This window comes from Mycobacterium sp. (assembly GCF_019243155.1).
Taxonomy (GTDB): Bacteria; Actinomycetota; Actinomycetes; order Mycobacteriales; family Mycobacteriaceae; genus Mycobacterium.
Window position 1 is genome coordinate 1 of the sequence record NZ_JAFAUS010000505.1, and the last position, 23,437, is coordinate 23,437.

The window sequence follows — 23,437 nt, forward strand, 5'->3', positions numbered from 1 at the left end:
ACGTCCAGGAGGACGCGATCGGCGCCCCGCCGGAAAGCCCGACCCTAATTCCGGCCGAGCGCTACTACTCCCCCGCCTTCGCCGCGCTCGAGGTCGAGCGGATGTGGCCGAAGGTGTGGCAGCTGGCCTGCATGGTGGACCACGTCAGCGAGCCCGGGGACTACTTCGAGTACCGGTGCGGACCGTACGGCGTCCTGATCGTCCGCGGTGACGACGGGGTGCTGCGCGCATTCCAGAACGTCTGCCGACATCGTGGCAACTCCGTGTGCGTGGGATCGGGCTCGGGACTGCGCGAACTCAAATGCGGCTATCACGGCTGGACGTGGGACCTGGCAGGCATGCTCAAACGGGTGCCCAACCGCAAGGGCTTCGGCGCGCTGCGGATGTCGGACTTCCCGCTGATACCTGCCCGGGTTGAGACGTGGGAGGGACTCGTCTTCGTCAACCTCGACCCCGGCGCGGTTTCGTTGGCCGAGTACCTGGAGGCGATACCCTCCGACATCGCCTGGTGTGGTCTGGCGAACTTCCGCTGCTACGCCACCCTCACCGTCGAGGTCGACGCCAACTGGAAGACGATCGCGGACGGATACAGCGAGACCTACCACATTCAGACCTTGCATCCCGAGTTGCTGCGCTGCGTCGACGACATCCACGCGCCGCAGCAGATCTGGGGTCATACGGGGAAATCGGACCAACCCTACGGCGTGCAGAGCCCTCGCTTCGAGGGCGCGCTGAGCGATGAAGAGGTTTGGGACGCTTACGTTTACACGCAAGGTGCGCTGATAGGCGCGGGCGAGGGCACGCCGTTTCCCGCCGACGAGCGACAGCCCGGGCAGACGGTCCAGGATCTGATCGCCGCGCGCACACGGTCGTTCGCCGCCGAGCGCGGCGTCGATCTGGATTGGGCTGACACTGACCGGATCACGCGGCTGCATCAGTACAACGTCTTCCCCAACATGACGCTGCTGGCAAACGCCGATCACCTCACCGTCATGTGTCGCGGCCGGGCCCGGACCCCGATCGAGGGGAGTTGGTCATGTTCTTGATGACCCACATGCCGCCGGGTGCGCCCTACAACAAGCCGGCCGACGTGCGCGTCAATGCCGGGGACGCCGAGCCCGGACTGGTGCTCACCCAGGACATCCGCGTGCTGCCGGGCCTGCAGCGCGGGATGCATCAACCCGGCTTCACTCACCTGGTGCTGTCCAGCGAGGAACGGCGCGTGATCAACATGCATCGCAACCTGGAGCGTTATTTGGACCTGCCCGCGTCCGAGCAAATGACGGGCGGCGCGCCGAGTCGATCTGTCGCAACATAATTCGTGTAGAGATCGCTAAAACGCGTCGAGTGGAATTAGACTCCCGCATGTGATGACCCCGTCAAATCCCTGGGGGGACGAACGAGGGCAACGCTTATTTCAACTGAATATGCGATATCAAACGCTCGCCAGGCGGCGAGCGCGGAGGGTGTGCCAGAGCTTCGAACGGGTGGGTGTTCGAACGGCACCGGAGCGCTTGCGGGAAATGCTCGCCGGCGCACCGCTCGCGGCGCAGGAATTGATGGATGTCAATTTCGCATTGATCGCGATCCAGCTGGACCGTGAAGCGCGCGCCGCGCGCTACAAGCGACTCAAGCGAAGCGGGACCCGCTCGCTGATGTTCGCGGGTCTGATTCTCGTGGTGTTGAACTTCCTGATGTGCATGGCGTACGTCCTGCTGAACCTGGCGGATCAGTCGGCGCCGTTATAGAACCTCAGCGCGGCACCACGATGCCGTTGTCGTAGGCGTAGACGATCGCCGCGGCACGATCCCGCAGGTCGAGTTTCCCGAAGATCCGCCCGATGTGACTCTTGACCGTGACCTCGGAGATGCACAGTTCGTCGGCGATCTCCGCGTTGGACAAACCCTGACCGATCAGCGTCAGGACGTCGAGCTCACGCGTGGTCAGTTCTTCGACGGCGCTCCCGCGGGGGCTCGTGGCGGCCTTGCGGTAGGTGCTGAGCACCCGCTCGGTCACCGCCGGATCCAGATAACTGTCGCCCCGGGCGACCGCGCGGACCGCGCGGATCAGTTCCTCGGCGGACGAATCCTTCAGCACGAAACCCGCCGCCCCGGCGCGCAGCGCACCCGACAGCAGCTCGTCCTCGTTGAAGGTGGTCAGCGCGAGCACCGGTGCAGTGCCGGCCAGCCTGCGCGTCGCCTCGATGCCGTCGACGCGGCGCATGCGCAGATCCATTACAACGACGTCGGGTCGGTGCGCAGCCACCGCGGCGGACACCTCGTCACCGTCGGCGCATTCGGCGACGATGACGAAGCCGTCTTTGCGCCGCAGGATCCGCCGCAGACCGGAACGCACCAGATCCTGATCGTCGACGAGCAGCACGGCGATCTCGGGTGGATCGTCGATCACGACTTGCACCACCACGGGCGCCAGCCGGTGTCGACGTCCTGCAGCGGAATCTCGGCCCGCACCGACCAACCCTCGCTAGTCGGCCCGACGTCGATGGCGCCGCCGAGCAGTTCTACGCGCTGACGCATGCCGCGCAGGCCACGACCTTCGGCGGATCGGCTGGCGCTCACCGCGGCCGGCAACCGGTTCTTGACGACGAGGCTCGCCGATGCCGGCGAAACATGAAGCTCGACAGTCGCTTTCGAGTCAGGCGCGTGTTTGGCGATGTTGGCCAGCGATTCCTGGGCGATCCGGTACAGCGCGAGACCGACTGTCGCCGGGACGCTCTGGGCAAGTCCGTCGGCATGCAGCGTCACGTCCAGGCCCGCCCGCTCGAAGTCCGCGACCAGGGTGCCGACGTCGTCGAGGCCGGGTTCGGGCGCGGTCCGCGCGGGCCTCGTCGGCGCGTTGTCCAGCAGCCCGACGGTGCGCCGGATGTCGGCCATCGCCTGCCTGCCCAGTTGCTCGGCCTGCTGCAGTGCCTCGACCGCGTCGTCGATATCGCGGTCCTGCTGCAGACCGCGGCGCGCGCCCGTCACGTGGAGCAGCGTGATGCTCAGCGAGTGGGCGATGACGTCGTGCACTTCTCGCGCGATGCGCCGTCGCTCGTCGGCCGCGGCGTGCTCGGCCAGCGCCTCCTGTGCGCGGATCTTTTGGGCCAACAGCAGCCGCTGGGTGCACATGAGGTAGCCGATCAGCCAGCCGCCCGCGACGAAGCCCAAGTAGAGCACCACCGCGTCGAGGCGATGCAGTGCAGCGGCGGTGAGAAGGAGGGCGCTCGCCGACACCGCCGCCAGAAGCCCGCCGAGCGCATTCGTCAGCGTCCCGACGGCGCCGACCATCAGCACGAGCAACGCCGGGGCGAAGTCGGCGCGAATGGGCGTAGACGTTGCGAACAGCATCACCGCGGTGGCAGCCGACCAGGTGACCCACAGGACGGCGGGCCCCAGCTTGATGCTGAAGAAGAGAAACAGCAGCGGCGGTACAAGAAGGATCGCGAAGGCAACCAGGGCGGCGGGCAAGTCGGATGCCGGCCGCTGGAGCGTCGCGAGCAGCCCGCCAAAGATCACGAGGCCGTCGGTGATCACCATCGACGACCAGGTGATGCCGACAGGGATCAATTCGCCCTGCGCGCGCAGCCGGTCCCGCAGCAGGGCCCGCGCGGCATGCAACATCGACCAATCCTAGAAGAGTGCGCCGTGTGGAAGCATCATCCTGCGGTCGGCACCGGCCTCCGCCCGTAGTAGGAGACGGAAACCGAACTTCGGCACGACGCGCACCGGGGGTCCGTCTTCCTAACGTCGAGTCATGACATGGACACTGCTGCACGAGCGGATGGCCTTCATGGCCCAACTGATCAAGGTCGCCGAGACCGATCCCGAAGGGGCCCTGGCGTTGGCCGGCGCAACGTCCGAGGTGACTCGGCTGTTCGGCGACGAGGAGGGCTTGCTGCTGTCGCTGGCCCAGCGCTGGATCACGATGCTGGTGGCCAAGCTGGACCAGGCCGCCCACGACGGCACCTCTGCCGAACAGGTCCGGGCCGAATTCGCGGCCGCGGAGCCCGGACTACACGCACTGGTGGCGATCGGCTCGCGACGTTCGCTGCGGGTGCGGGCTCTGTCCCGGGGCGGGCATGTGGCCGTCGACCTCTTCGGAGGACCCACCGGCGATCGGCAGACCGTTGCATGACCGGGCGGGTGCGTTCGCGAGGCTGATGGGCCGCTACGCGGTCCTCATCGTCGGCCTGTGGGTCTTGGTAGCCGGCGTCGCGAATCTGGTGGTGCCGCAACTGGAGCGGGTGGTGGATTCACACTCCCGTACCTTCATGCCGGCCGATGCACCGAGCTCGGTGGCCGCCTCTCGCGCCGCGCAGTTGTTCAACCAGAAGCCCAGCAACAACTTTGTTTACGTTGTGCTGGAACGGGATCAGAAGTTGACAGCGGGTGATCGCCGGTTCTACGACGCGATGACGGCGTCGCTGTCCTCGGATCCCCGTCACGTCAATGCGGTGACGGATCTGTGGTCGCAGCCCGCCACCGCCGCCGGCGCGGTGAGTTCTGACGGGCATGCCGTCACCGAGATGGTGCGGCTGGTCGGAATGCTCGGCACCTCACAGGCCCGGGATTCCGTGAACATCGTGCGCGGCATGATCACCAAACTGTCGCCGCCGGGGGGATTGCGTGTCCACGTCACCGGCCCGGGTGCGACGATCGTCGACGAATTCGCGGCGATCGATCGGCAGATGCTCGGAATCACCGCCGCCACCGTCGGCCTCATCCTGCTGCTACTGCTGGTGGTGTACCAGTCGCCGATCGCGGCCGGCATTCCGCTGATGTCGGTCGGTCTCGCCCTGGCGCTGGGCCGGGCGGTGGTCGCCGAGCTCGGACGCATCAATGTCGTTGAGGTATCGCTGTTTTCGGTGGCGCTGATGGCCGCCATGACGCTCGGCGCAGGCACCGACTACGCGATCTTTCTCATCGGCCGATATCACGAGGGCCGACGCAAGGGCATCGCGCCCGCGCAGGCGTTGGCCGATGCCTACCGCGCCGTCGCGCCCGTCGTGATCGGATCGGCGCTGACGGTGTCGGTGGCCCTGGCATGTCTGAGCTTCGCAAAGGTGGGTATGTTCCGCAGCGCCGGAATACCGTGTGCCATCGGGATTCTGGCCACGATGGTCGCCGCGCTGACGCTGACCCCCGCGTTGATGGCATTGGCGGCGCGGCGTGGGTACCTCGAACCGCGGCCGTCGAGGACGGCGCGGCGCTGGCGACGTGTCGGGACCAGCGTGGCGAGGTGGCCCGGGCCGGTCCTGGTCACCGCGGGCGGGCTGATCCTGTTGATTGCGCTGCCGCTGATCACCTTGCGCGTCGGCTGGAACGAACCCGCTGCCACGCCCTCGACCACCGACTCCGGCCGCGGTTACGCCAGCGCGGACCGGCACTTCGCCGCCAACGCGCTGTTGCCCGACGTGGTTACCATCCAGGGCGACCACGACCTGCGCAACCCGGCCGGTCTCATCGCCATCGAACGAATCACCCGCCACATCATGGCCGTACCGGGTGTGCGCCTGGTGCAGTCCGCGAGCCGACCGGACGGCAAGGTTCCCGACCAGGCGACGCTGAGCTATCAGGCGGGCGTGCTCGGTCATCAGTTCGGCGAGACCGTGGACTCCCTGACACAACGACTCGGCCGGGTCGCCGCGCTGGACCAGGCGCTTGCACAGACGCAGTACGCGGTCGACAGCCTCGGCAGCGGATTACGCGGCGGCAGTTCGGGACTCGCCGACATGTCCGCCGCCGCGGGCGACATGCGCTCGGGCATGGACGGCGTGCAACGCACCGTCACCCAGGTATCGGGCTACCTCGACCCGCTCCGCGGCTTCGTCGCGCAGACCCCGGACTGCGCGAACAATCCGATCTGCTCGACGGTCGACCGCGTGCTTGCGCCCGTCGACAGTTTGATGCGGACCTCGTCGCAACTCGGTGATGGCGCCGCAAAGCTGACCAGCGGTTCGAACACCGCCGCCAGGGCGATGGCGGAGCTGCCACAAAGTGTAACTTCGATGAAAGATGCTCTGGGGCAGGCTCGTTCGGCCACCCATGAGTTGCTGGGGTTGAGCGAGTCTATCGGACCGCAGATGCACCAGTTGACCGATTACCTTGGCGAGATCGCCACGCAGTTCCAGGGCAGCGACGCCTCCGGCTTCTACATGCCACAGCGGGCATTGACCGACCCCCGCTATGTCGACGTGTTGCACCAGTTGACTTCCGCGGACGGCCGAGCCACCTATTTCCTGGTGTACGGCGAAGGCGCAGAGTGGGGTGGTGACGGCGCCGCGCGGACGGAGCAGGTGCGCGCCGCGATCAAGGAGGCCACCAAGGAGGGGACGTTGACACCGACGGGGGTCGACCTGGCCGGCGTCGGTCCGGTGACGACCGACCTGCAGCGGCTCGTCGCCCGCGACACGTCGTTGCTCGTCGGTGCGGCGCTGGCGCTGATCTTCATCATCGTCACGGTCATGCTGCGCAGCCCGGTCGCCGGGCTGGTCGTCGTCGGGACGGTCGTCGCCTCCTATGCGTCGGCGCTCGGCGCCAGCGTGCTGATCTGGCAGCACCTGCTGCATCATGAATTGCATTGGGCGGTAGCGCCGATCGCGTTCATCGCACTGATCGCCGTCGGCGCGGATTACAACCTGCTGCTGGCACTGCGCATCAAACAGGAGGCCGCAGCGGGCCTGAGAACCGGGATCATCCGCGCCTTCGGCGGCACCGGTGGCGTCGTCACGGTTGCCGGCATCGTCTTCGGGCTCACCATGCTGGCGCTGCTCAGTAGCAGCGTGCTCAGCATCGCCCAGATCGGCACGACCATCGCGGTGGGGCTGTTGCTGGACACCTTGGTGGTGCGGGCCTTCATCGTGCCGTCGATCGTGGCGCTGCTGGGCCGGTGGTTCTGGTGGCCGCGCGGGATCCCCCGGTCGGTTGCTCCCGTGCGCACGGAAGTGCCGGAGCCACAACCAGTTACCGAACCGAGCCTGGCGAGTGCCTAGTGCTGTGGCGGCGGCGACACCGTTGACGGCAGCCCGACCAGGATCCCCTCGACATCGCCGTCGGCGCTCAGCAGCAGACCACGTCCCGGCGGCAGGGACTGGGCGCGCACTGTCCGGTTGATCCTGTTCTGGGGATCATTGTCCATGTAGAGCTGGGTCACCTTCGCCGAGTTCTGGAACCGCATCCACGGATCCATTTGCAGCGTCGCGAAATTCGCGCTGTTACGGGTGGTGAACACGTGCAGACCGATCTGCCGGGCCCGCTCCATCAGCTTCCACAGCGCCGCGCCCACCGGTGGCTTCGGCGGGTAGCTCTGGTCCGGACGCAGGTCCTGGACATCGTCGATGAGCACGAAATGCCGCGCCCCTTCCCACGGCTTCAGCGACCGCAGCTCCTCCTGGCTCAGACCCTTGGGAGGCAGCCGGGGAAGCAGGACCTGTTGAGCGAGTTGGGTGATGACCTCGTCGATCTCGTCCTGGTCGTAGGCGTACGCCCGCACGTAGCCCGGTCCGTGCAGATCTCGCAGCCCGTGCGCGGCCGTTTTGGGGTCGATCAGCGTCAGCTGTGCTTCTTCGGGCCCGAAGCGATTCATGATCGCTTCGCCAATCGCGACCAGCGACAAGGTTTTTCCACAGCCCTGCCTGCCCAGGATCATCAACCCCGGGCTTTCGCGAAGCTTGAGCGGCACCGGGCCCAGTTCGTGGCGCTCGCCGATGGCGAACGAAATCGACAGGTCGTCACCAGTCGGGTGCGCGGCTTCGTACTCGAGGATCGCTCGCAGTTCAACACGCTGCGGCAGCCGCTGCAGGGTCGCGTGCTTGGTCACGCCGGCGACCTCGGCGATGCGGGAGCCGACGTCGATGATGTTCACCAACGCGCCGGTGGCCGGGTCGCTCAGCGCGGGCATCCCGACGCGCAACTCATGCAGGCTGTCCGTCAGGCCGAAGCCGGGACGGTTCAATGTCCGCCGGGCCGCGTCGCGCGACTCCAGCGACGAGTGCCCCATCTGGCTCTCGCTCGGGTCGGCCAACCGCAATTGGATTCGCGCCGTGGCGTTTTGCAGCAGGCTTTGCCGCTGGCCGTGAATCCAGCCGCCGGCGCTGCACATCAAGTGCACTCCGTACTCGGGACCGCGGCTGCTGAGCGAGATGATGCGGTCGCCCAGGACGGTGTCTTTCGAATACAGGTCGTCGTAGTCGTCGACCACCACGAAGACGTCACCGAACGGGTCGTTGGGGTCGGTGCCGCCGATGCCGTCGCTGCCCATCGAGAACCGGCGTTCGCGGAAGCCATCGAGGTCGATCTTGAGACGCCGGAACGAATCCTCGCGCGCGTCGATCAACGCGTCCATGCTGCTCAAGATCCGCTCGATGCCCTCGGCGTCCTTGGGCGAGACGATGTCGGTGACGTGGGGCAGCGATGCGACCTGTGCCAGGGTTGCCCCGCCGATGCAGAAGAACGTCACCCTTGCCGGGCTGTACATCGTTGCGGCCGAACACAACAGCGTCATCAATGTGGTCGTCTTGCCGCGCTGCTTGGCGCCGACCACGATGACGTTGCTGCGCAGCGCGTCCACCGCGTGCACGATCTGCTTCGACTCTTCGGGAATGTCCATGACGCCCACCGGGAACATCAGCCCCGGGTTGCGGCCGTAGTCGACATGCCATGGCTTGCCGCGGTAGGCGGAGACCAGCGCATCGACGGGCTCGGGCTCTTCCAGCGGCTCCAACCACGGCCGGCGCGGCGCGCGGTGCGGCACGTTGTGCAGCGACTCCCGCAGCACGTCGACGATCTTCTTCCGCTTGAAACCGTCGTCGTGATAGAGGAATTCGTCGGGTTCCGCATCGACGGCGGCCGCGGCTTCCAATGCGGCGGCGTCGGCCATGTCCAGCGGCTGGTACAGCCAGTTGTAAAGCCGCGGCTTGGTCAGCGTCATGTCGACCGTCGTGGCGACCTCCGCCGTCTTGGGCACCACAAACGGCGCGGACAGATAGAAGCAGCGGAACGGCTCCAGATCGCGCGGCCCGACCTTCAGCAGCGCGAACCCGTTCTCCTTCGACGGCAGGTGGTAGGCGGCGTCCGAGCCGATCACCTCGCGGCTGTCGTCGCCGGACTCGGCGCGCAGCGCGATACGAAACGCGATGTTGGACTTGACCTTCTGCAGGGATGATAGGTCCAGGCGCTGCCCGCCCAGCATGAAGAAGACGTTGGCGCCTCGGCCTTCCTGGCCGATGTGGATGATGAGGTTGATCCACTTCTCGTGGTTGGCGAATAACTCCAGGTATTCGTCGACGATGACCAGCAGCACCGGCACCGGCGGCAGGTCTCGACCGGCGAGCCGGATCTCTTCGTAGTCGTTGGCGTCGCGCGCGCCCACCGACGTGAAAAGCTCGTAGCGCTGCTTGATCTCCCCGTCGATGACGCGGCGCATCCGCTCGGCCAGATGCCGCTCGTCCTTGCCGAGGTTCGACAGCGCGGCGACGACGTGCGGGATGCCCAGGATGTCCTGGGCGGCGGATTCGAACTTCATGTCGACGAAGATGACGTTGAACGCCTCCGGTGAGTGCGTCAACGCGATGCCGTAGACCAGCGACAGGAAGAACTCCGACTTACCCGAGCCACTGGTACCGATGACCACGGAGTGGAAACCGAAGCCGCCGAAGTCCTTGGCGCGCAGGATGACGTTCTGCAGTTCGCCGCTGGGCTTGGCGCCCACCGGGACCTCGCACCAACGCTCGTCACCGCGGCCGCGCCGCTCCGCCCATAGCTTGTCGACATCCAGGTCGCGCGGGTCGGCGATGCCGAGGGCCCGCAGCAATTCGGTTGCCCCGCCGGTGGACTCGGCCATCTCGCTGCGGCTGGTCGGTGACCAGCGGGCCATCGCCCGCGCGTACCGGTAGGCCCGGTGGATCGACAGCTGGTCGGCATGGGCGAAGAACTTGCCGCGCACCCGCAACAACGGGGCCGGTCGTTCGTCTTCGCCGTCGGCGTCGAAGCCGTTCCGACTGAGTTTGACCTCTCCGTTGGTACCGCCATGGCGCTCGTCCATCTCGAAGACCTGATCGTCGGTGAAGCCGACGCCAGTGCCCACCCGTGACGCGATGCGCAGCAGCGTGATTCCGGCCTTGCCGACCTGTCCGACCACGCTCTCCCACGCGTCGGGGCTACCGGTGTTGTCGTCGACGATCACCAGGTGCGGGCCCAGATCGACCGCGTCGGCGCCGGTTTCGAGCATGGAGCCCATCGCGGTCGGACTGGCGGCCGCCAGCGGTGTCCACGCACCGCGCTTGCCCTTCATGTGCAGCTCGGCGCCGAGCGTCTCTTCCAGCTCCTCGGGCGTGGCGAAGACCAGGCGCCGCCATCCGCAGGCGTCGAACAATTCGTCGTGCAGGTTGTGCGGCAGCCACACCATCCACGACCACACGTCGGGATTGCGCGTCACCACCATCAGCTTCACGTCGCGCGGGTTGTGGAACACCGCCAGCGAACTCAGCATCGAACGCAGCAGTGAACGCAGCCGGTCCAGGTCTTCGCCGACGAAGCTGAATCCCGGCGCCGAACGCAGGTTCACCACCTTGGCGATGTCGCGAATCTTGCGCTGTTCCAAGATGAAATCACGCAGCGCCTGCCCGGTGACCGGCTCGAGCTCCTCATCGGAGGCGATGTCGGGCCAGGTCACGGACAACACGGAGTCCGGGGCGTGCTGTACGCCGGTGCCCAATCGCACCTCCAGGAAATCCATCTCGCCGCGGCCGCGTTCCCACATCCGCGGACCGCCGATGATGGCGCCGAGCCCACGCGGGTCGGAGTGCAGGGAGTCCTGCCATTCGCGCTGCGCGCACACCGCGGTCTGGATCTCGTCACGGTTCACGTCCAGGTCGCGGAGATACCTGCGGCGACCTTTTTCCATTTCGCCCCAGGTGATCTTGCGTGCCCGGCCGAACCGCCCGGAGAACGCCAGCATGCTGAACGCACCGATGCCCATCAGCGGGAAGAAGCCGGTGGACAGACTGCGCACACCGGAGACGTAGAGCATCACGATCGTGCCGATCAGCGCGACGATCAGCGCCGGCACTCCGATCATCACCCAGATGTTGCGCGGCTCGCGTTCTGGTAAAGCGATCGGCGCATTCGGTGCTACCCGAACGGGTTTGGGCGGCTCGATCTTGACCCTGTTGATAGGGAACGCTTTCTTCGACATCTTCTAGCCTCCCGCCTTCGCTGGCGTTGTCACCACTGCCACCTTGCCGAGCGCCGGCACCGTGTCTCGAGCCAAGAGTGCTCCTTCACGCGATAACGCCGGTCCCGCAGCGAAAGTCCGCAGCAACGGCCACGGAGCCTGCACCGCCGACGACGGATCAAGCCCGAGGGCCCGCAATGTGTCGTCGTTAGAAGCGATCCCGAACCGCACCCCGTTGTCCGAGACCCAGAACAACGACTCACGGGAGTCCGACGTGACCACCCCGCTGGTCGAGGTGACGAAGTTGGCCGCGCCCGGCAAGACCAGAACCTGGTTGGCGACAACGGATGCCGGATCGCGATCGTCGCGCACCAGATGCACGATCCGGTTGTCCAGGTATGACGGCACCGGGAGTCCGCGACCGTTGTAGATGACGACGCGCGCCTGCGGATCCGTCGAGCCTTTGTCCCAACCCACACAGGTCGTCGGATTAGCCTCGGTGTCAATGAAATTCAGTCGCTTGGTCGGGTAGTAGTCGACGGGCAGCGAATTCACCTGCGGAATGTTGACCAGCACGTCGGGTGTGACCACGCGGGGCGCCGTCGAACCATAGGAGTTGGCGCTACGCAATAGGTCGGCGACGAAGCTGGTGACCTTTTGCACTCCGTCGGGCAGCAGCACGTAGAACTGCTTGCCGCCGCCGGAGGTTTGGGCCTGCAACACCGCACCCACCTGCGACCCCGACACCCATGTCGACGGAGTGCCTGCCAGGGGCACGTCCGGGACGCGTAGCGGTTCGGTCGCGGGCAGTCCGTCGAAGAGTGCCCGCGAAATCTCCACCGGCGCCGTCACTCCCGGGTCGAGGCCCAGACTCAGCGTGACCGCTCTGTTGAGCGCATCGACCTGCGAGCGCTTGCCGCCCCAGATCACGTAGGTGTTGCCCTCGAACGTGGCGAGCACACCCGCGTCCTCGGCCAGCGGCTCTGCCCGTCCGAATCCGTTGAGCTGTCCCGCGATCGACGTCACGACGGGCTTGTCTCCGCTGCGCGGGCGACCCGCCGTATCGCACACCGCCCAAGCCGAAGCCGCACCTCTATTGATCGGCATGGCCGCCGGGGCGCCTGGAATGCCGATCAGCGGTCCGGTCGGGTATTTCGCGATTTCGGCGGCCTTGACCCACGTCGGCTGCTGCGCAGTCCCGGTCGCCAGCCGCGCGGACGTCAGATTCAGCGCCGGATACAGCCGGCCATCGATCTTGGCGTAGACCGCTCCGGAATCGCGGTCACCGATGATGGCCGACTCTCCCACAATGCCAGTGGGTTTCAGCACGTTCAGCAGCATCATCCATCCGATGCCGATGGCGACCAGCACCATCGACAACACCAGCGCGGCGGTCTGCTTGCGGTCGTCGTGCTTCATCCGCACCGAGAAGCGGGTAGTCGCCGCGCGCAGTCGGCGGTTGTAGAACAGGTGCCCGGAGTTCTGGTCGCGGTTGGACAAGCTCAGCGGCATGCTCAATACCCCTTGGGTGATCGACGAGGATCGGCCTGCTGAATCAGATCAGCCAAATTCGACGCGTCGGCGGCAACGCCGTAGCGACCCATCGCGTAGTTGATGAACGCGCAGGCTTGGGCCAGCAAGTTGTGGATGTCGTGCGAGGTTCCCGGCTGGTGATACGCCGCGAATGTGGGCGCAATGAATTGCCAGGCGCCCTTGCTGGGCGTGCCCCGAACCGCGTTGGAATCCCAGTTGTTAACGGCGCGAGCGTCGTAGTTGGATTCGCGACGGGCCACCAAATCCATGCCCCGCTCCCAGCGGGCCCGGGCTGCCGGATCATGAATACCTTTGATGTCCAAGGCTTTACGGATCGCCTTCAAGACGGCGCCGCGCCCGCTTTTGTCAATTCGCGTTGCCGGCATTTGGTGGTAGCGCAACCGTCGTAGCCGCAGTGCCAGCAGTCGCGCCCGCCGATGTGCGTCCACGATGTGCCGGTGTTGGGCTCGCAGCCTGGCTGCCATCCGCGTCATCGCCTCGCGTCGGCCGGTCGGTGTATCGGCGGCCGGCATCGAGTCCGCCAACGCGTCGTCCAGCACTCGCCGCGTCGCCGACTTCGCGTACGCGCGGTCGGCCCGGGCCGTCGCCGTGACGCGCGCCAGTGCCTGGTCGGTATCGGCGGAACGCCGCAGCTGCTCTGCTGATTGCAGTGACCTTGCGGCTGCGGTATTTGGCAACCCGTCGCTATGTGCGTGCGTGCTCAGCGATGTGATGCCGGCGTCGCTGGTGTTTCCGGCGAACAGGTTGTGACCACGGGACAACGCCGTCACCGCCTGCGTCATCAGCGGACCGGTCAACGACTCCCCCGCTCTACACCGCCTATGCGCCCCCGCGGCGCCGCATCCGTCCCGGACACTCGAGTTGCTACTCCCACACCTTCTGGCCGCGAATGTCGTACCACGAAATGTGATCCGTCGCTGCGCTCCGCTGCAGCCGTATCAATAGCATGCACGAGTCGTCAGGTTTGCAGTTAATAATGTTCAACCCGTGCTGCGGAATCGATCGGCCGCGATTACGAGGCGACACTACTGCCGTGCAGCACTGCGCGACCAGTCACCTTCGACTCGGGCTATTCCTTGCTTTCGTCCTCGCTCGGCATGATCACGATCCGTCGGTTCGGCCTGTTGGTGACGACGGTCGGCTTTTCCTCGCCGGGTTTGGGGCCGGGAGCGCTCGGGGGGAGCGTTATGCGGCCCTTCACCGGCTGACCGTTGGGCACGCCTGGGGCCGTCACACGCTTCTCGGGGGGCTTCTCTTTACTGCCGCCTTCGCCGTGGCCACCCATTGCGCCCGGCGGCATCATTCCCATACCGCCCATGCCCGTCTGGCCGCCCATCGTCGGCGTCCCACCCACCGGTGGCGCGATCGGCACCTTCGCGCCGGCGGGGGTTGTTGGCGGTGATGACGTCGGTACTGGCGGCGGACCTAGTGAGCTGGCGGGGGTGGTGCCGCCACCTCCGCCGAGACCCGCTCCGCCACCTCCGGCGCCGCCGCCCAGTCCGGACTCTCCGCCACCGACGCTATCGACAAGGTGCGAGTCGCCGGCCAGCGCGGCTCCGGCGCCGTGGGCGCCCTGAACTGCGCTCATCAGCGGTTGGATGGCGCTTTGGCCGGCTTGCATCGCCTGCTGCGGGAGCTGCGTCAGCGGTCCCATCACGCCGCCGAGCGCACCCGTAAGACCTTGCACGACCTGCTGGATCATCTGCGGAGCTTGGTCACCCACGCCTTGCATCTGCTTTGCCGAATCGGCTTCGTTGGCCGGGAACTTGGCCGCGGCGTCGGCAGCATGCTTGCGACGATCGGCGTCTTTTTCAACGGTGTCCGCAGCATCACTCGGGACACCAGCATTGCCAGCGGCATTCAGAACGCCGGTCCAAATCCCGGCGGGCGACGGGTCGGGCGCGGAAACAGGGGCCGGGATCGGGGTTTGTGGTGGGGGTGCGGCTGCCAGCCCACCCAGAACCGGGACATCCGCTTTGATGGTTCCGCCGGGACCACCCACGATCTCACCTCCACCCCACTCGCAAACGTCTCGCGCCGTCTGGGCACGACCGTTCGACCGTTGCACCATTTTTGCACAGCACATCAGAATCGGTATTCACGTTGACGTGCCGCCCGGGCTTACTCGCCACCCCGTCGGCTGATTACCTCGAACCAGGCCAGATGGTATTTCGCGAGATATTCGTGCTCGTCTATCAAGGCCTCGATAGCGGCCAGCAGCATCCAATCGCCAACTGCGGCGAGTTCGTGATGAGGATAAGCGTTCATTACCGAGTGTTGAATTTCGGTGATACACCCACGCAGCAGCTCGATTTCGTTCTCGAGGACACCGGTGTTTCGTACCGCAGGTGCGGCGACAGCCTGCGCGAGGCGAGGTAGACCATCGCGGCGGCGCACGGCGTCCACGAGCGTGGGCCCGAGCTCATCGACGTCAGGCACGGCCGAGCGGGCCAGCCGGTCACCGCTCAGCGCGGGCGCGTCCGGACCCTCTTCTTCAACGTAGGCGTTGGGCTCATGGGCGGCCGCGACCACGACGGCGCCGAGCATGTCCACGACGCTGACATCGCGACGTCGCGCGGTCGGCTCGAGTAGGGATAGGTGGGCAGGCAATCGGACATGAGGCGGAATCCACCCGCCGGCGAGGTCGGTGACCAGCAGGGTGGTCGTGTTGTCATCCCGCAGTCCGGCAGCCCACGACAGCCGCGGCTCTTGGCGGGCCACCGCATCGACAATGCGTTGCAGCCGTTGCTGCTCGGAGGCCCTTCCCGACGCCGCGCCGGCACCAGCACCAGTAGTCGCGGACAGTGCCGACGCGCCGGCCATCGCCGACGGGTTCGCCCCGGTCTGACCAGCCGCTACCCCAGGACCGGTCCGATCCACCGTAGAAACCAACGGCCCACCCGCTGAAGGGGACGACGCCGGCGAGGATGCGACCGGCGCACCCGAGACCGGTGCGCCTGAGACTGGCCCAGCTGGAACCGATGGCACGGAAGGGGTTGCCACAACTGGCGGGCGCAAATCGGAGCCGTAGGCGGGCAACGGTCCTGCGGAGACGGCCGGGCCGCCGCCAACGGACGCGACGGGCGTCGACCAAGAACTCCCACTCATAACCGCCGGTGCCGCCGGAGCAACTCCGCCGCTGGTTGACGCAGCATGGGCCTCGGACGCGGCCGGAGTTGGATCAACCGGCGGACTCGCCGCGACGAACGCCCCGCCCGCAGAGACGGTCGGGGTCACCGGCGGTGGTGCCTGAGCAGCTTGGCTGGCCCCCGAATCCAAACCGTGCATCGGCCCTGCCCCCGGGAACGGTTGCCCGCCAAGACCTCCCAGCTGGCCTGGGGACATTCCCGAGTTCGGTGATCCGCCCATCCCGGTGGGTAAGCCTTGACCGAGGCCTCCCCCTGCCATCGGTGGGGCTCCGGTCATGCCGGCTGGCATTCCTGATGACATCGGTCCGCCAGTGCTGTGTATGGGGACGCCTGGTTGGAGCCCGGGTGGCGGTCCAGCGCCTCCAAAACCTGCACCACCAACACTCGAAGCTGCCGGCCCCGCTGCCGGCACACCCCCACCAGAATGCGAGCCGTCGCCAGGAAACCCACCACCGCCAGTCCTCGACCCTGCCGGCGCGGCCGCTGGCACGCCCCCACCAGAATGCGAGCCGTCGCCAGGAAACCCGCCACCGCCAACCGCTGAACCTGCCTGCGAGGTCGGTGGCGATTTCAGATCGTCCGCGCTGATGGGGCGTGGACGCGGAGCGTTGTCTGTATTGAAGCCGTGCTCTCGCGCCCAGGTTTGGGCGTCACCCCCAAAGCCCTCGTCTTTTAGGATCTTCTGCGTAGCAGCCGTGATTTTGTCAACAACGTCTCGGCTCACATTCGCTGCTTCAGCATTGCAGTCCTGTTGGACCCGGAGCACTTCCTCCAATTGCACTGGCACAGGCTCTTTCGACGAAAGGATCCGATCTATGTCCTGATTGCCCCTACTCGCTATGTCGGTCAGTCGGCTGCGCAGGTAATCGATTGCATCAGCTGCTGAATTGAAAGCCTCAGCCTTGTGCTGGTACTTCTCGGCGAGATCCATGTGAAACTTTGCACCGTCGTGGTACCGAGCGCTCAGATCGTCGGCGGTGTGGCCTTGATTGTGCGCGTCGAGTTCAGTCCGCAGGTTTGTAAGATCGTTTGAATACTGCTGTTGTTGCGTACAGGCTTGATTCCAATGTGCGGCGGCGCCGCGTAGCGCAGTCGACGGCGCTGGCCACCACAGGCCAACCAGCGCCGCAGACCACTTTCCTGGCGGCAGGTCAGCCGCCACCGCACACCTTTTTCATTACAGCGTCCTTGGCGTTTACATCGTCCAACGCTGCCTGAAATTCGGCCTCGGTAGCGGCGCCGCTGCTGCTCTTTGCCGTGTCTGTCAGGTATGCCAAAGCCAGAGCCAGCGCGGCATTGCGGTGTTCGGGGTCGAGAGCTGGGTTAGCGATTGCATTTTGAAGCATCACGGCGGAATTGGTAAGAGCGATCCGCCCTAGCGCTTTATCGTCCCCGTTGGTATCGACCTGCACAGCCCGCGCTGCCACTTTGTACTTACCACATAGTTGTTGCTGAGCCGCAGTGGTCTCAGCCGCTGTATAAACCGGCGTTTTGGCCGCAAAGGACGAACTCGAGGCCGATGGGCGCGTGAGGGTCACAATGAGCGCAGCAATGGCCGCCGCCGTGGCGATCGCGGCCAAGATAATCGCTAGCGTCGAGTGAAAGGGGGGTGCTGGCCGCCCGGGATAGGTCGGCACCGACTGCCTTTCTTGTGGCGGGATACGCAACTCCTCACCGAAGCCATTTGGCAGTTCCGCCGCCACAAGTCCTCCTTTGGGTCCCCAGGACCTCCTTGAAAACAACCGCCCGCACTACCTTGTACGCGCCACTTCGATAGTGGAACAGGCCACCGGCCGAGCGAGCAATTCACTACGTGCCTAACACTTGCGGTCGTTTCTCGCGCGAGTTCGTGCCATAGGTTCGTCGAGTCGGATGGATTGACCGGATGTTCCGATCCATGCTCAACCGCCGCAAAGTTTGCTCATTGCGACATCCTTGGCATTGGCATCGTTCAGCGCGGCCTGCCACGCGGGATCGTCACTCGCCGTCGCCAAGCTTGATGATGCAGCGACGTTGCTATAGGACTCGGCCAGGTCAAGCGCGGCGGCGCGATCCGCGGGCGTGATCGCCGGGTTCCGATTTACAGCGTCTTCTAGCATTAGTGCTCCGTTTACTGTCGCGATATTGGCACGATCCGGATTGGTGCCATGCGTCTCTATTTGAACGACTCGCGCAGCGAGCCTGTATGCGTCGCATAACTTTTGGTGTGCGGCAGCCGATTGCTCTGCGGAATACGTCGGTGTCGACGACGTAGTTGCGGAGACTGCGCCCGTTGCCGCTGGGCGAGTCAACGTGACGACTAGGGCCGCGGCACCGAGTAGAACACCAATCGCAGCCAGGGCAATCGCTGCCCACCCGCCTGAACGTCGCGTGGGCCGAGTCGGTTGCCACTGGCCGAACGGGGCCCCCACAGTCGGTTGCCCTCCAAAGTTAGGAGTGGGGTTATCCGTCATTCGGTCTCCTCACCTTGCGTCCGTCCGTTTCGAAACAGTCTCGCAGTTGGGCATATACGTTTTGCGTCGACATTGGAACAACAGCCGGACAATCAGTGGTGCAACGCCACGGGGCCAGCGCAGTTCACTCTTCGCGTGTACGTCATCCACCACCGCAGATCTTTTTCATAGCCGCGTCCTTTACATTTATATCGTCGAGTGCGGCCTGAAAGACTTCATCTGTCGCGACATCCCTACTGCCATCCGCGGTCGCGGTACGGTACGCGTTCGCTAACACGCTTGCAGCATCTCGTTGTGTTGCATTGAGCGCAGGATTAGCCGTGGCGTCATCGAGCATGCTCGCGGAATTTGTAAGTGCAACTCTACCTAACGCAACATCATGGCCGTTGGTGTCGACCTGCACCGCGCGCGCCGCCAGTTTGTATGTGTCACACAACTTTTGATGTGCGGCAGCGGTTTCGGCAGCTGTATATGTCGGCGCCGTGCTTTTAGCCGGCTCGGGCGTAGGGCGCGTCAGCGCCACAATCAATCCCGCAGCCCCCAACAGAACACCGACCACGCCGACGACCATCGCCGGCCAAGTGCGCGTACGCGGCGGCGACACAGGAGCGGGGTAAGCCTGCGCCCACGGCCCTCCAGCCGCTCCCCCGCCCGAGCTAGGCGACTGGTCTTCCGCCATCCGCCTTCCTCACGTACGAGACGACGGTGCGCCCGAAGGTCGCACCGCCCGCAGTTCAGCGGCGTTGTTCTGGTCCATGGTGGTGAACCCGTTGGCCGCAGTGTGCGCCTTCGAGCCAACAGAGGTCAGCGTCTTCTGATGGCCTTGCAAGTTTTCGACGTGCTGAGCGTGGGTGGCAGTGACGGCACCGTGGAATGAGTCCGCCGCGGCAAAGTTACCGAACATCCCCGATTCGACCGGTCCGCGCGCGAGATGATCGGCCCCGTCCTGGGCATGCCCACCCGCACGGTGAGACTGGTCGCCCCCTGAGTGCAGCAATTCCGGATCAACGAACATCGCCACCCCTTTCGACTTCGCACTGTCGTCAAGCGAGGCAGCCCCAAATTGCCTCACTATCTTGTTGACCAGGCTAAATAACTACATCGCCAGTGGTCAATTCACCCAGAACGCAACTGGTCTTTGATGCCGAACCCGTTGTCATAGCGATGGTCGCCCATATTGCGGCACTCGCCGAACAATTGAACCGCCCCGTCCGCACCGAGAAAAGGGCTGATACCGATGGACGCCATCACGCCGCCTTGGTGAATCGCCGTCCCGAAAACATGCTGCTCCGGCAGCGGGCCGGCCGACCAGCCGTTGGCCTCCATCGTCTTGGCGATCTGCTCGAAATATGCGTTGCGGTCGACGCCCGTCGGAACTTGGAACGTCATGTCGACGCGACCGCGATACGGCGGTCGTCCCTGGTCGTTGCACGCCTCCCAGCTGAATCCCCCCGAGACACCCTGCAGCGCAGCTACTTTCGCGATCTGCTTCGCCGGGTCAATCACTTGCGCAATGGCCTGTTCGTCGGAGAGCGGATGCTCGGGATGGTCAGGATTGTGCTCCGACGGAGACATCATCGAACATCCTCCCAACAGCAGAGCAGCCACAACCAACGCCCAAGACCACCTACGCGAACCCGTGATCGTTCGTGACCGAATCCCCCGGCCTATCCCATTCCGGGTCGACGGGAATGGGTGCCGGAACCTCGACATGCGGAAGCGGAAGTGTTCCAAAAGGGGTGTGCACCTCACTGGGAATGGATATGCGTGCGTTGACTCTATAGGGCGCCGTCATACCCTCGCCTGCCAATTTGTCGCCGTGCCCGGTGACGATCTCGGTCATGTTGTGGAGCGCCTCGCTGCCCGTGTCGTAGTAGTGCGAGTGGTCGTTGAACCACGGCACCACGCTGTGCGAGCCGGCGACCTCGGCGCGAAATCGCACCGCTCCGAACCCGTCGCGCGCCGGGTCGGCACCGAGCCCGACCAAGCGACCGAGCGGCCCGCCCGCCGCCTCATTGAGCGCACTTGATACACCGCCCGACTCGCCGATCCACGTGACCGCGTCGGTGGAGGCCGCACCGACATAGACCTTTCCGCTGTGGAGATGGAAGTCGGCGGCGCTGCGTGCCAGATCGGTTCCCGGACAGCCGATTAGCACGGCATCATTCGCACGCATTGCGTTGTTGACGAAGGCGTCGGTGACGGTGGTGGACCCATAAGAATGCCCGAGGACGGACACGTGGGACGATCCGCGGTGGGTGGCCGCAAGGCCGTTCACATCAGCCGCCAGCATCGCACCGCCCTGCCGGGCCATCCATGGGGTCCCGATCCCTTGCAACGTCGCGGGGTCGGTCAAAGCCCGTTCCCAATCGTGATAGTCGAATTCCGGTGCGTCATAACCCATCCAAGCGAGCACGGCAGTGGTCTGGCCGGGAGCTGCCCGCAACGACTGGTCGTAGAGGTTGATCGCGTCGTTGTGCCCGTCGGACAGCCATCCGTCTTTCACGCTGCTGTTGGTGCCCGGGACGACGACGGCAGTGTTCTGGGACTTGTCAGGGTTTCCGATCGCGATCGCCGTTCTGCCCTTGCCCGCGAAAGCCATTGGGTCGTAGGCCCACAACATGGCCGGCCGGGGGTGATCTGGGTCGGATCCCCGGTCATGCTCGAGGCCTTGTTTGGTCTTCACCGCGTTCTGATAGCGGAGGACGTCCGTACTGGACAGCAGATCGTCGTTGAGCACCGCTCGGTTGACCGAGTCACGCACATCGGCCGGGATGCCGTTGAGGTTGCCCAGCTCCTGAGGGTGCTGATCGATCAGTAGGTGCTGTTGCTCGTCGCTCAACGTACTCCACCAATTCATCACACGTTCGGGGCTGGTGCCAGGCGGCGGGACCAACAGCGCGGCGACACCTTTCATCTCGGCCGGGTCAACCCCGTCCACTCGCAGGCTAGCTCGCGCCGTACGCAGCGCCGCCGAATAGCCGTCACGAATCTGGTTGAGCTGGAACAGCATTGCGCGCGTCTCGGCGACGGCGTCGGCGTGGAGTTCGTCGGCTGCGTCTTGATCGCCGTCGGCCAGCGCGTCACCTATCTCACAGTCGATGTCTTGGAGGTCGTCCTCGAACGCAAAGACGTACCCGGACGAGACCCGCTGCGACTCCGCCAGCGCGGCGGCAACCACTTCCAGATCAACAGCAATCCTCGGCAATTGCGCGGCTTGTAATCTCAGCGACGCACTGACCCGCTGAACCTCGGCCGAGTCGTCAATCGGATGCTCGGCGCCCCGGTGGTTCCACGCCGCGTCAAAGCGGCGACGGGCTTCGTCGAACGCCGCACAAGCCTCGGCCGTGCTCCGACTTGCATCGTGGAAAGCCGCTGCGAGGGAAGCGATCTGCGCCGGACGGCCAACTTGCAGGCCGGCATTGATCGCCCACGGGTCGCCGCCGGCCTCGACAATGAGCTGCGGAATAACGATGTGGCGCAACAGGGTCTTACAGAGAACTGGCGCCGTCGGCGAGCCCGTCCCCGTCGGCATCGGTCAACCGAACGTCCCACTTGCCGTCACCGTCTGTGTCGACGTAGCCCGTCGCACCCTGGTCGTCGACGCTGAATGCCCTGTCGGCCAACCCGTTTCCGTCGGTGTCGAAGAGCCGAGCACGCCCGAGGCCGTCGAAGTCGACCAACGGTCCTCCGGTGTGCTCGACGCCGTCGAGGCCCAACCACCGCAGTTGGCCGCCCCGATCCGCCGCTACGCCCCAGGTCCCGGATCCGTCATCGGTGAAGTACGCCTCGGGGATGCCGTCGTTGTCGAGATCGAGCACCGCGTGGTCGACGATGCCGTCGCCATCCAGATCCGCGAGCGCGTCGTCAAACAACCCGTCGCCGTCGAAGTCCAGCCCGATCGCATCGAACCGGCCGTCACCGTCGAGGTCGAAATCCGGCTGGCGGTGCCAGATATCGGCTGTTCCGTCGTCTCCCGCGAGGCAATAATCCATGCCTATTCGGACGCTAGGACGTCGCTAGGCGTTCCCCCGCGACTGCCACCAGGCCAGCAGCTCTTCGGTGGCTTCCTCGGTGGGCAACGGCCCGCGCTCCAACCGCAGCTCCTTCAGGAAATTCCACGCCTCGCCCACCTGCGGGCCCGCCGGGATGTCGAGCAATTCCATGATCTGGTTGCCGTCCAGATCGGGACGGACGCGCGCAAGGTCCTCTTTAGCGGCCAACTCGGCGATCCGCGCCTCCAGCCGGTCATAGCTGGCCTGCAGGCGGGCGGCCCGGCGCTTGTTGCGGGTCGTGCAGTCGGCGCGCACCAGCTTGTGCAGCCGAGGCAGCAGCGGCCCCGCGTCTGTGACGTAGCGGCGCACCGCGGAATCGGTCCACTTGCCGTCGCCGTAACCGTGAAAACGCAGATGCAGATACACCAGCTGCGCGACGTCTTCGACCATCTGCTTCGAATACTTCAACGCCCGCAACCGCTTTCGGGTCATCTTGGCGCCCACCACCTCGTGGTGATGGAAACTCACTCCCCCGTTGGGCTCGTGGCGCCTGGTGGCGGGCTTGCCGATGTCATGCAGCAGCGCCGCCCACCGCAGCACCAAATCTGGGCCGTCATCTTCCAGGGCCATCGCCTGGCGCAGCACCGTCAACGAATGCTGGTAGACGTCCTTGTGTTGGTGGTGCTCGTCGATGGCCATCTGCATACCACCGACCTCGGGCAGCACCACCTCACCCATTCCGGTCTGCACCAGCAGATCGATGCCGGCCACGGCGTCCTTGCCGAGCAGCAGCTTGTCCAGCTCGGCAGCCACCCGCTCGGCGCTGATCCGCTGCAGCTGCGTGGCCATTTCCTCGATCGCCGTGCGGACGCGCGGCGCGACGGTGAAGCCGAGCTGCGATACGAACCGCGCCGCGCGCAGCATCCGCAGCGGGTCGTCGCCGAACGACACCGACGGCGCCGACGGGGTGTCCAGCACGCGCTCGCGCAGGGCCGCCAGACCGCCAAGGGGATCGAGGAATTCGCCGGGCCCGTTGGCCGTGATGCGCACGGCCATCGCGTTCGCGGTGAAGTCGCGGCGGACTAAATCGTCGTCGAGACGGTCGCCGTAG

The 23,437-nt window shown here is 65.6% G+C and carries 18 protein-coding genes and 2 pseudogenes; 5 read left to right on the top strand and 15 right to left on the bottom strand.

Going from position 1 to position 23,437, the window contains the following annotated elements; genetic code table 11:
• Both JOZ00_RS25405 and JOZ00_RS25410 read left to right on the top strand, forming a co-directional pair.
• Window positions 1-1,318 (top strand): annotated as a pseudogene (locus JOZ00_RS25405) (aromatic ring-hydroxylating dioxygenase subunit alpha); the annotation flags it as partial.
• Window positions 1,319-1,487: 169 nt separating this feature from the next.
• A complete protein-coding gene (locus JOZ00_RS25410) occupies window positions 1,488-1,748 on the top strand; it encodes a hypothetical protein (protein WP_293349839.1) in 261 nt (86 codons plus the stop codon).
• A gap of 4 nt (window positions 1,749-1,752) precedes the next feature.
• Here JOZ00_RS25410 and JOZ00_RS25415 read toward each other — a convergent pair whose 3' ends face one another.
• The gene (locus JOZ00_RS25415) at window positions 1,753-2,409 is read right to left on the bottom strand and encodes a response regulator transcription factor (protein WP_293349842.1); all 657 of its coding nucleotides are present in this window, start codon (window positions 2,407-2,409) and stop codon (window positions 1,753-1,755) included.
• Entirely contained in the window at window positions 2,406-3,623 is a 1,218-nt protein-coding gene (locus JOZ00_RS25420) for a histidine kinase (RefSeq protein ID WP_293349845.1), read from the bottom strand. Before JOZ00_RS25420 ends, JOZ00_RS25415 begins: the two co-directional genes overlap by 4 nt.
• Before the next feature lie 133 nt (window positions 3,624-3,756).
• Between JOZ00_RS25420 and JOZ00_RS25425 the strand changes: the two genes are divergently transcribed.
• Both JOZ00_RS25425 and JOZ00_RS25430 read left to right on the top strand, forming a co-directional pair.
• Window positions 3,757-4,137 carry a hypothetical protein gene (locus tag JOZ00_RS25425; RefSeq protein ID WP_293349848.1) on the top strand — a complete coding sequence of 127 codons (381 nt, stop codon included), beginning with the start codon at window positions 3,757-3,759 and terminating at the stop codon, window positions 4,135-4,137.
• A 25-nt stretch (window positions 4,138-4,162) separates the two neighbouring features.
• Entirely contained in the window at window positions 4,163-6,994 is a 2,832-nt protein-coding gene (locus JOZ00_RS25430) for an RND family transporter (RefSeq protein ID WP_293349884.1), read from the top strand.
• Here JOZ00_RS25430 and eccCa read toward each other — a convergent pair.
• The 8 genes from eccCa to JOZ00_RS27735 all read right to left on the bottom strand — a co-directional run bounded on the left by eccCa (window position 6,991) and on the right by JOZ00_RS27735 (window position 18,331).
• Entirely contained in the window at window positions 6,991-11,196 is a 4,206-nt protein-coding gene (eccCa, locus tag JOZ00_RS25435) for a type VII secretion protein EccCa (RefSeq protein ID WP_293349851.1), read from the bottom strand. The two genes, JOZ00_RS25430 and eccCa, sit on opposite strands and share 4 nt — an antisense overlap.
• 3 nt (window positions 11,197-11,199) lie before the next feature.
• The gene (eccB, locus tag JOZ00_RS25440; RefSeq protein ID WP_293349854.1) at window positions 11,200-12,687 is read right to left on the bottom strand and encodes a type VII secretion protein EccB; all 1,488 of its coding nucleotides are present in this window, start codon (window positions 12,685-12,687) and stop codon (window positions 11,200-11,202) included.
• 2 nt (window positions 12,688-12,689) lie between these two features.
• Entirely contained in the window at window positions 12,690-13,511 is an 822-nt protein-coding gene (locus JOZ00_RS25445; RefSeq protein ID WP_293349887.1) for a transglycosylase, read from the bottom strand.
• 287 nt (window positions 13,512-13,798) lie between these two features.
• Window positions 13,799-14,593 carry a hypothetical protein gene (locus JOZ00_RS25450; protein ID WP_293349890.1) on the bottom strand — a complete coding sequence of 265 codons (795 nt, stop codon included), beginning with the start codon at window positions 14,591-14,593 and terminating at the stop codon, window positions 13,799-13,801.
• Window positions 14,594-14,850: 257 nt separating this feature from the next.
• Window positions 14,851-15,609 carry a DUF5631 domain-containing protein gene (locus JOZ00_RS25455; protein WP_293349857.1) on the bottom strand — a complete coding sequence of 253 codons (759 nt, stop codon included), beginning with the start codon at window positions 15,607-15,609 and terminating at the stop codon, window positions 14,851-14,853.
• 542 nt (window positions 15,610-16,151) lie between these two features.
• Complete coding sequence (locus JOZ00_RS25460) at window positions 16,152-16,415, bottom strand: hypothetical protein (protein WP_293349860.1); 264 nt, start codon at window positions 16,413-16,415, stop codon at window positions 16,152-16,154.
• A gap of 614 nt (window positions 16,416-17,029) precedes the next feature.
• Window positions 17,030-17,581 (bottom strand): hypothetical protein, encoded by a 552-nt coding sequence (locus JOZ00_RS25465; RefSeq protein WP_366022408.1) that lies wholly within the window; start codon window positions 17,579-17,581, stop codon window positions 17,030-17,032.
• 198 nt (window positions 17,582-17,779) lie between these two features.
• Window positions 17,780-18,331, bottom strand: coding sequence for a hypothetical protein (locus JOZ00_RS27735; RefSeq protein ID WP_366022410.1), 552 nt, complete (start codon window positions 18,329-18,331; stop codon window positions 17,780-17,782).
• A gap of 335 nt (window positions 18,332-18,666) precedes the next feature.
• Here JOZ00_RS27735 and JOZ00_RS27740 point away from each other — a divergent pair.
• Window positions 18,667-18,882, top strand: a pseudogene (locus JOZ00_RS27740) (hypothetical protein); the annotation flags it as partial.
• A 137-nt stretch (window positions 18,883-19,019) separates the two neighbouring features.
• Here the strand turns inward: JOZ00_RS27740 and JOZ00_RS25480 are convergent.
• The 5 genes from JOZ00_RS25480 to JOZ00_RS25500 all read right to left on the bottom strand — a co-directional run.
• The gene (locus JOZ00_RS25480) at window positions 19,020-19,346 is read right to left on the bottom strand and encodes a DUF2563 family protein (protein WP_293349869.1); all 327 of its coding nucleotides are present in this window, start codon (window positions 19,344-19,346) and stop codon (window positions 19,020-19,022) included.
• A gap of 101 nt (window positions 19,347-19,447) precedes the next feature.
• Window positions 19,448-19,909 carry a hypothetical protein gene (locus tag JOZ00_RS25485; RefSeq protein WP_293349872.1) on the bottom strand — a complete coding sequence of 154 codons (462 nt, stop codon included), beginning with the start codon at window positions 19,907-19,909 and terminating at the stop codon, window positions 19,448-19,450.
• 49 nt (window positions 19,910-19,958) lie between these two features.
• Entirely contained in the window at window positions 19,959-21,866 is a 1,908-nt protein-coding gene (locus JOZ00_RS25490; RefSeq protein ID WP_293349875.1) for an alpha/beta hydrolase, read from the bottom strand.
• Entirely contained in the window at window positions 21,823-22,326 is a 504-nt protein-coding gene (locus JOZ00_RS25495; protein WP_293349878.1) for a pullulanase, read from the bottom strand. The genes JOZ00_RS25490 and JOZ00_RS25495 overlap by 44 nt, the downstream gene beginning before the upstream one ends.
• A 24-nt stretch (window positions 22,327-22,350) precedes the next feature.
• Window positions 22,351-23,437, bottom strand: a 1,087-nt coding sequence (locus JOZ00_RS25500) for a CCA tRNA nucleotidyltransferase (RefSeq protein WP_293349881.1), incomplete at its 5' end; no start/stop codon positions are given.

Excerpts from the sequence above, each read along its gene's own strand:
- JOZ00_RS25420 (WP_293349845.1), bottom strand. The coding sequence starts at position 3,623 with ATGTTGCATGCCGCGCGGGCCCTGCTGCGGGACCGGCTGCGCGCGCAG.
- JOZ00_RS25425 (WP_293349848.1), top strand. The coding sequence starts at position 3,757 with ATGACATGGACACTGCTGCACGAGCGGATGGCCTTCATGGCCCAACTG.
- JOZ00_RS25430 (WP_293349884.1), top strand. The coding sequence starts at position 4,163 with ATGGGCCGCTACGCGGTCCTCATCGTCGGCCTGTGGGTCTTGGTAGCC.
- eccCa (WP_293349851.1), bottom strand. The coding sequence starts at position 11,196 with ATGTCGAAGAAAGCGTTCCCTATCAACAGGGTCAAGATCGAGCCGCCC.
- eccB (WP_293349854.1), bottom strand. The coding sequence starts at position 12,687 with ATGCCGCTGAGCTTGTCCAACCGCGACCAGAACTCCGGGCACCTGTTC.
- JOZ00_RS25445 (WP_293349887.1), bottom strand. The coding sequence starts at position 13,511 with ATGACGCAGGCGGTGACGGCGTTGTCCCGTGGTCACAACCTGTTCGCC.
- JOZ00_RS27735 (WP_366022410.1), bottom strand. The coding sequence starts at position 18,331 with ATGACGGATAACCCCACTCCTAACTTTGGAGGGCAACCGACTGTGGGG.
- JOZ00_RS25480 (WP_293349869.1), bottom strand. The coding sequence starts at position 19,346 with ATGTTCGTTGATCCGGAATTGCTGCACTCAGGGGGCGACCAGTCTCAC.
- JOZ00_RS25485 (WP_293349872.1), bottom strand. The coding sequence starts at position 19,909 with ATGATGTCTCCGTCGGAGCACAATCCTGACCATCCCGAGCATCCGCTC.
- JOZ00_RS25490 (WP_293349875.1), bottom strand. The coding sequence starts at position 21,866 with ATGCCGACGGGGACGGGCTCGCCGACGGCGCCAGTTCTCTGTAAGACC.
- JOZ00_RS25495 (WP_293349878.1), bottom strand. The coding sequence starts at position 22,326 with ATGGATTATTGCCTCGCGGGAGACGACGGAACAGCCGATATCTGGCAC.